At 64.2% G+C, this 8,416-nt stretch carries 4 protein-coding genes; 2 read left to right on the top strand and 2 right to left on the bottom strand.

Going from position 1 to position 8,416, the window contains the following annotated elements:
- The first annotated feature begins 132 nt into the window (after window positions 1-132).
- Together AC6UAL_RS07545 and ispH are read left to right on the top strand one after the other, a co-directional pair.
- Window positions 133-2,313, top strand: coding sequence for an AMP-binding protein (locus AC6UAL_RS07545; RefSeq protein ID WP_500682766.1), 2,181 nt, complete (start codon window positions 133-135; stop codon window positions 2,311-2,313).
- Window positions 2,314-2,553: 240 nt separating this feature from the next.
- Window positions 2,554-3,789, top strand: coding sequence for a 4-hydroxy-3-methylbut-2-enyl diphosphate reductase (ispH, locus tag AC6UAL_RS07540; protein WP_500682765.1), 1,236 nt, complete (start codon window positions 2,554-2,556; stop codon window positions 3,787-3,789).
- Between the two features lie 168 nt (window positions 3,790-3,957).
- On the opposite strand, the gene AC6UAL_RS07535 is transcribed toward ispH, so the two are convergent.
- Both AC6UAL_RS07535 and AC6UAL_RS07530 read right to left on the bottom strand, forming a co-directional pair.
- Entirely contained in the window at window positions 3,958-4,698 is a 741-nt protein-coding gene (locus AC6UAL_RS07535; RefSeq protein ID WP_500682764.1) for a type II secretion system protein, read from the bottom strand.
- Window positions 4,699-4,949: 251 nt separating this feature from the next.
- Window positions 4,950-8,195 carry a UvrD-helicase domain-containing protein gene (locus AC6UAL_RS07530; protein WP_500682763.1) on the bottom strand — a complete coding sequence of 1,082 codons (3,246 nt, stop codon included), beginning with the start codon at window positions 8,193-8,195 and terminating at the stop codon, window positions 4,950-4,952.
- Between the last annotated feature and the right edge of the window lie 221 nt (window positions 8,196-8,416).

The following is an 8,416-nucleotide window of genomic DNA, read 5'->3' as shown; positions in this document are numbered from 1 at the left end:
CCTCCTGAAGAAAATGATCAGTGATCAATATATAACATAGTTCCTGTGTCAAGGTGATTTCTAATGCGTCTGCCCTGATCTGTGAGCTTATCTGTTTGACATGAGCCTCGTTTTGTGCTACATAGGGGGACTATGAGTCGCGTACGCATTACGGGCAGAGAGAATGTGGGTTCTCTGCCGGGATTTTATCTGCCGAATCGCTTGGATTTGCCCACCCTTCGCGCGTTGGATGAACTGTTGGGCGGGCCTTCTCGGTTGGCGTTCATGGTTGAAGAGGTGCTGTTGCCCGACCCTGAGGTGCTCGAAGCGGTGCAGGCGAAGGGGCGTCGCGTGCTTTCGTTCAACTTCCGCAAGAGCAACGTGCGCGAGCTGCGCGAGAAGTTGCTCGGCCTGATGGCGGAGGGCTTCAGCGTGCTCTTCGTGCCGGGGCGCCCCGTGAGTATTCAGGGCTGCATCGCCGACGTGCCGATGCCCTTCATGATGCAGCTGGCGGCTCTGCACATCTCTCCCATCCCCGTCTGCGTCAGCTTCTTCCGCGACAGTGCGCTGCGTACCTTCACCTCCGATCCCGGCGATTATGACGAAGCCGTGGTGACGATTTGCCCGAAGCTGGCTTCGGGGCCGCTGACGGGCGATCGCGCTCTCGAGGCTTGGCTGCTGGCGGCTTCGCAGGCCTATGACGAGCAGCCCATCCTGCAGAGGTCGCTCGCACGCCTGTTGGTGGAGGGCATTCGCGCCTACCCGAAGGCGGAGCTGATCGACGGTCTGGACGATACGCGCCTGCCCTACTACAAGATGCTCGGCGTGGCCATGGCCTTCGCCCGCTACCTCAAAAAAGAGGTGGCGGAGCCGCGGCTCGGCATTCTGCTGCCGCCCGGCAAGGGCGGGATGATTGCCAATTACGCCTGCCTGCTGGCCGGAATAGTGCCGGTCAACATCAACTACACCTCCTCGGAGGGCGCCTTCCGCAGCATTGTGCGCCAGAGCGGTATCCGCCGCTTTATTTCGGCGCGGGCCTTCATGAGCAAGTTGCCGCAGTTCCCCTGGCCGCCGGATGAGCAGATTATTCACCTCGATCGCGCCCTCAAGGGAATCGGCATGGCGAAGATCGCCTCGTGGGTCTTCTTTGCGCGCTTTGCTCCCATGCCGCTGGTTGCCAAGACCTTCGAGCTTGACGCCCGCAGCGGGGATGACGAGGCGGCCCTGCTCTTCACCTCTGGCTCATCGGGCGAGCCGAAGGGGGTGAGCCTGACGCACCGCATGGTGGTGGCCAATGCGACACAGTTGCTCAGCAAGGTGGATTTGCCCGCGCACGCCGCCTTCCTGTGCAGCCTGCCCATCTTCCACAGTTTCGGTCTGACGGTTAGCACCTTCCTGCCGCCGATTTACGGCTTCTCGATGGTGACGTATCCCTCGCCCTTGGAGGCGAAGAAGCTCAATGAGCTGATTGAGAAGTACGAGTGCTGCTTGGTGGTGACGACGCCGACCTTTGCGCGCAGCATGCTGCGCCGCGCACACGCCCACAGCTACGACAGCGTGCGCTACTTCATCGTCGGGGCCGAGAAGCTGCAGAAGTCTCTCTCCGACGAGTTCATGGAGAAGTGCGGGGTGCTGTTGCTGGAGGGCTACGGCCTGACGGAGACGGCTCCCGTCTGCGGCACGAATGTGCGGATGACGAGCGGAACGGAGAAGCAGCCGTATTATGTGCCGGGCTACAAGTTCGGCTCTATCGGCCATGTGCTGCCGGGTCTGGCGGTTCGCATCACGGATCCCGATGATGACGAGGTGCGGCTGTCTCTTTCGGAGCAGGGGATGATTTGGTTCCGCGGCTCCAATGTGTTCAAGGGCTATGTCGGGCGCCCGGAGCTCAATGAGAAGATTTTCCGCGACGGGTGGTTCAAGTCGGGCGATCTCGGCTCGGTCGACCTCAACGGCTTCCTGACGCTGGCGGGGCGCCGCTCGCGCTTCTCGAAGATCGGCGGCGAGATGGTGCCGCACGAGGTGGTCGAGAGCGCCATTGAGGAGTTTGTCGAGAAGCCCGAGGACCTCCAAGGCCGCGCCGTGGCCGTGGTGGGCGTGCCCGATGAGCAGAAGGGCGAGGCGCTCGTGCTGCTCTCGGCCGTGCACCACAGCAACCTCACGCAGGCGCTCGACGCGATTCGCGCTCATTTGGCGGAGCAGGGTCTGCCCCGTCTCTGGGCGCCGCGCGAGATTATCCCCGTCGAGCTCATTCCCATGCTCACGTCCGGCAAGATGGATTTGCGGGGCTGCCAGATGCTGGCCTACGAGTCGCTGGGCTTGCCGACGCACTGAGGGCCGTGTGACGCTCTCCGTCGCAATCTCTGAGGGACGTGTCCGGCTCTTCGGCGCAGCGAGCCTCTGACTCGGAGCTCCTCTGAGTCAGAGGCTCGCTGTCGCTCGAGGGGGCGTCGTTGCTCGGGGGCGCTGTGGTTCGGGGAGGGCGTCGTGGCTCGGGGGCTCGCCGAGGTTCGGGGGCCTGCCGTGACTCAGATAACGCTTGACGTGCGGCTCTCGGGCGGGCAGAATGTCGCTATGAGTGAACGCCCTCGCAAACCCGTCAATGTGCGCCGCGCCGATGTGCTGGAGAAGATTCGCGGCGAGGTGAGTCAGTATCAGAGCCCGCTTGTGGAGGCGATTCACGGCTTGCCGGGAGCGGTGCTGCGTCTCCCGAAGCTGCACCTGCACTTGGCCGCGCAGTTCGGCTTCTGCGACGGGGTGCGGCGCGCGATCGAGATTGCCCATGCCGCCTGCCGCATGTTTGCGGGCAAGCGCGTTTGGCTGATCGGCGAGATTATCCACAACCCCGAGGTGAATGCGCGTCTCGATGCCATGGGGCTGCTGCACCTGCCTTGGGATATGTCGGCGGCGGCCTATGAGGCTCTCACGCCCGATGACGTGGTCATTATTCCGGCTTTCGGCCTGCCGGTTGCCATGTGGCGCATGCTTCAGGAGAAGGGGGTGCAGCTGGTGGATACGACTTGCGGGAATGTGGTGATGGTCTGGAACCGCGTGCGCCGCTACGCGCGCCTCGGTATTACGAGCATCATTCACGGCAAGGCTCAGCACGAAGAGAGCCTCGCCACGGCTTCTCACTCGCTGGGCGACGACGGCAAGGGGCACTACCTGATCATTTACAGCGAGGAGGATGCCCGCTTCGTGGCCGATTTCATCCGCGGGCGCATCAGCGCCGAGGCTTTTCTCTCGCGCTTCAGCCACTGCTGCTCTCGGGGCTTTGAGCCCGGGCGCGATTTGTGCGAGATCGGCATGGCGAATCAGACGACGATGCTCAAGGATGAGACGGCGCGCATTCAGCAGATGCTGCGCGAGGCGGTGGCGGAGCGCGATGGCTCGGAGGCGCGCTTCCACGCCTTCGATACGATTTGCGGGGCGACTCAAGACCGCCAGAATGCGCTCTACGCGCTGCTGGAGGCTCCCTTGGATGCGATGCTCATCGTGGGCGGCTACAACAGCTCCAACACGACGCACCTCGCGCAGATCGCCTCGCGCCGCGTGCCGACCTTTTTCGTCCGCGATGCCGACTGTCTCATCGGCGGCGGGCTCTGCCGCGCATGGAATGCGGACGCTCGCGAGGAGCGCGTCGTGCCGCTGCCCGAGGCCGTCAGCCACCCGGAGACGCCCTGCCGCATCGGGCTGACGGCCGGGGCCTCCTGCCCGGCCAACGTGATTGAGGCCGTCATTCGCCGCTTGGCTGAGGTCTGCGGCTGCACGGAGGATCTGGAGGCGTTCTGCCGCAGCGTGAGCGCTTGAACGCTTGAACGCCTGAGCGCGGAGCTGCAGTGAGATGGCCTCCGCCTCCTCGCCGGAGGGCGATCGAGCCGCCGCGCCGAAGGGCGATCGACATCCGCAAAGCAACAAAGCGCACCGACCCTTCGGTCGGTGCGCTTTGTTGGTGAACCTAACTGTCGGAGAGAGGCTTCAGCCCTCCAGCGGAGGCAGCACGATGAAGTCCTTGGGCTCGCGCTTGCGCTTGCCGGGGAAGAGGCTGGCCGGATCGTCCACCTCACCGATGGCTTTGTCGTTGGGATCGGCGGAGAGGGTGAGCGTGTCGACATTGCCGTTGCCGGCGCGGTAGACGACGGCCTCGCCCTTGTAGGACTCAGCGTCGAAGAGCACCTTGTCACCGCTGTTGATCTTGCCGTCGCCCGTCGAGGCAATCAGAAGAGCCTCGCCCTTGATGACGGGTTTGCGCTCGCTGCCGTCGACGTAGAGCACATAGGAGAAGCCGTTCTCACCGGCCTTGAGCGTTTCATCGGGGCCGAGCTTCGTCGACTCGACTTCGGTGCAGATGCCCATGGTGGTGTAGGCGTAAAAGAGCTTCTCATCCTCGAGGGGAGCCTTGCGCGAGGCGAAGAGCTGGCGGAGGTAGGCGTTGGAATCGTCGCCCGTGAGGTCGCCGTGGCCTTCGTCCCTCATCTTCTCTTCGATGGACTCAGCGGTCTTGTCGCTGGGGTAGCCGCCGTTCTTGTCCTTGAACTCGTCGAGAGCGGTGCCGAGCTGTTTGATGTTGCTCTTGGTCTTGGCGATATCGCCGTCGTTCTTGTGCGACAGGATGACGTAGGCGGAGATGCCCATGAGCGACATCAGAATGGCGATAACCACCATGAGCTCGATGAGCGTGAAACCGCGACGTGTAGCTTTGTGTAAATGTGTTCTCATGTCAGTGTGCGAGGGTACGGTATAGGTATAGCACAGGGGCATCGGTTCTGCAAGCAGGAAATGCCGCTCCGATGCAAAATCTTGTGAGAATCCTGCGGCGAATCCGGATGCCGGGTCGCGCCACCCCTCGCCCTCCCGCTTCCCTCCGCTTCCCTCCGCTTCCCTCCGCTTCCCTCCGCTTCGCGTGCGTTCAGCTCCTTGCAGCTCACCGTCTTGCCCTTCATCGGTCTCAGGCTCCTTCGGGGCGGGCTTCATCGCAGCTCATCGTCGCCGTAGCGATGCAGGTGCACGCTGCCGTCGAGGTTGAGCTGCACGAGGGTGACGCCGATCGACGCTTCGCTCAGCCCGATGGCGCGGGAGCTGAGTCGGCGGTAGGCTTGCATCTGCGGCCGATAGTGCTCGCTGAGGTCATCATGGCTCCTCGTCGTTTTGTAGTCGAGAATCTCGGCTCTCCCCTCGGCGGGGTAGAGCATGAGACGGTCGATCACGGCCGAGGTCCACTCGCTTTCCGTCACGGCTTCCAGCGCTTGCTCGTTGCAGACCTCGACGCCGTCGCGCCGCGTGAAGAACGCACGCAGCGCCGGGTCGTGCAAAGCCTGCGAGACAAGCTTTTCAGCCGCCGTGGCGGGGCTGAGGTACCAAGCGGGCGGGTTTTGCTCGTCGAGCCATTCGACGGATTCCAAGAGAGCATGCACGGCCGTGCCGAAGGCCAGAGCCTCGGCGCGGCGCTCCGCCTGCCCGATGCTGAGCTCCGCCTGCTGCGCGAGGTCGTCGGCTTTGCCGGACTCCCAAGTCTCCCCGGACTCCCGGCCCTCCTCGGCATACGCGGCTTCTTCGTCGGCGCCGCTGAGCGACGAGGGACTGACGCGGCGGCGACGGGTATCGGGCGGCGGCAGGGGGACGGCGGCGGGAGGCTCGGCCGCTGCTGCGGCGAGCTCGTCGAGTTCGTCGTACCAACGGCGATCGCCGCTTTCATAGGCCACGCGCACCGCGGCTGCGCTCATGTCTTCCGCGAGGGCTTCGTTGATGATTTGGCTCATGCTGCCCGCGATGATGCTGTTGCGGGCGATGGGGATGTAGAGCGCTCGCGCGGCGCGCGTGAGCGCCACGTAGAGCAGATTGCGCGTCTCCGCGGCCTTCGTCTCCGCATCGGCGGCAAGAGCGGTGCTCAGCGCGGAAATGAGCTCGCGCTGATCCTTGTTCGGGGGCGGCAGAAAGACGCCGCTGATGCCGCCCTGCCCGTCGCGCAGGGTCAGGACCTTGGGACCGCTGTTCTTCGGTGTGGTCAGCGGCAGGATGACGACGTCGTACTCGAGCCCTTTGCTCTTGTGCATCGTCATCACGTGGATGCAGTTTTTGGGCGGGTTTTCCTTGAGCGTCAGAGACTCCATGTGATCGAGCCACGCGGCGAGGTCGCCGCCGGTCGCATCGAAGGCGAGTGCCTGTTCCGTCCAGATTTGCATGCTGCGGCGCAGGTAGTCCGTCAGCAGGGGGCGGCCGTTGCGGCGCGCGTTCTCAAGCCATTGTCTGATGCGCTCGGTGACGGCGGCGCAGCCCTGTTGCTCAAAGCGACGGCGCCAGCTCTGCCAATCGCCGCCGACACCCTCCAGCAGAGGCCCGAGCGGTGAGCAGCGCAGCATATTGCGGTGAAAGGGATCGCTCGGGTGCCTCAGCCAGCGGAAAAAGTGGAGGAGCGCATGCCCCAGCGGCGAGGACGAGGCCGCCTTGATGTCGCTGAGCGAGCGCACCGGGAGCTCGGGGCAGCGTCGATGCAGGGCATCGGTGAGCTCGCGAACCTTCTCGTTGCTGCGCAGCAGGATGCAGACGCTCATCCGCTTTTGTTTCAGGGGCAGTTCCGCGAGAATGCTCTCAACCGCGTCGATGTAAGTGCCGGGGTCGTCGATGAGCGTTTGTTTGCCGCGCGGGTTGCCGAAGCGGCTGACGCGGACGTAGCCGCTGAGGCGGCGGGCGGCCGTGTGGCGCGTGGCCTCGTCATTGAAGCCGAAGATGCGGTTGACGAAGTCGAGCACGACGGCCGACGAGCGGTAGCTCTTCGCCATGCTCATGCGGCAGAGCGGCGAATCGGCGGCCCGCAGGCGGCGGAAGCTCAAATCATCCGCCCCTCGCCACCCGTAGATGGCCTGTTTGATGTCGCCCACGACGAAGAGACTGCGTTCGGCGCGGTGCTCGTCGTTGCCGCCCGTCTCGGTGAGAATCTCATCGAGCAGGCGGCTCAGGCACTCCCATTGCTCCTGCGCGGTATCCTGAAACTCGTCGAGCATCCAGTGGTTGAGCTCACCGTCGAGGCGGTAGGCGAGCTGCGAGGGGGCGGCGTCGCTTCCCAGAGCGGCGGGCACCATGCGGGTGACGTCGTTGAAGCTGAAACAGGCCTGCCGACGCGCGAGACGCAGGTAGTAGCGCCTGTAGAGGCTCAGCAGGCGGTAGACGGACAGCGTGCGCCGCTGGCAGGCGCCGATGAAGCAGTTGATGCGATCGCGGCGAACGCGCTCGAGGATGCCGAGTATGCGGCAGACGGCCGGATCGTCCCCGAGGGGGGCTTTTTTGTCTTTGTCGACGGGCTTCAGAACTTTGTCGATTTTTGTCGCGACGGATTTTCTGATGGCTGCGAGGGCTTGGAGCGCCAGCTCCGTGACGCCGTCTCTGATGTCGGCGCTGCGTTCGATGTGGGCGGCGTGTTCCAGCAGTTCGGCTTTAGCTTGCTCGTAATACTCCCAATCGAGCTCGGGGCAGCGGCTGAAGTCGGGCATGTCGAAGGCGTTTTGCCAGGCGGTCCAGAGCTCGGGGCGGTCGGCTTGCTCGCAGATGTGGCCGTAATCGCTGATGAGTGCATCGAGTTCGTCGTGCAGAGGCTGGCGGCCGGTGAGCCCGGCGTCGAGCAACAGCGCGTTGAGCTCCTGCAGTTCGATGTTGCTGCTGATGTCGGCCAGCATCTCACGCCCGGCCTCTCGCCGGACGCGTTGAAGTTGCGACATGTTGCCCATGCTCAGCTCCTGGAGGCCGAGTTCGAGCCCGCTGAGTGCGACGATGCGGTAGAAGAAGCTGTCGATGGTGGTCAGGTGCTGCTTGTCGAGATCCTCGATGAACTCCAGCAGCAGCTCGCGGAAGCGCGCGCGGGTGAGGGGGTGCAGACTTTCATCGGCCTCCTTGCAGAGCGGCACCAAGCCTTCTTCCGGGTTGCCGTACCAGCAGTCGCGCACCGAGTCCGCCAGCTTCTCGGCGCCCTCATCGGAGGCGGCGCCTTCGGCCAGGCGGCAGAGAATGCGCTCGAGGAACTCTCCGGCGGCTTTGCGGGTGAAGGTGAGGGCAATCATGCTCAGCGGCGGGGCGCCCAGCGCCATCAGGGCGATAAATCGCTGGGCGAGGCGGTAGGTTTTGCCCGTGCCGGCTGAGGCGGCGATGAGAATGCTGGTGACGCTCTCGCGGCGGGCGGGAGCGTGCGGTGTTGTCCGGGGGGAGCTTCCGAAGGTCGGAGTCATGGCGGTGTTGATGGAGAGGCTGGGTTGGTCGCCGGGGTTTGGGCGACGGACAGGGTGATGAAGGGTAAGTGGCGGCGGATGAAGCGGATGAGGCGGATGAGGCGATGAGGCGATGAGGCGGATGAGGCGATGAGGCGATGAGGCGATGAGACGATGAGACGATGAGACGATGAGACGATGAGACGATGAGACGATGAGACGATGAGACGATGAGGCGGGCG

This window comes from Candidatus Parakkermansia intestinigallinarum (genome assembly GCF_944389695.1).
Lineage (GTDB): Bacteria > Verrucomicrobiota > Verrucomicrobiia > Verrucomicrobiales > Akkermansiaceae > Akkermansia > Akkermansia intestinigallinarum.
The sequence above is the reverse complement of the archived record's forward strand: the minus strand, read 5'-3'. Positions and strand labels throughout refer to the sequence as shown.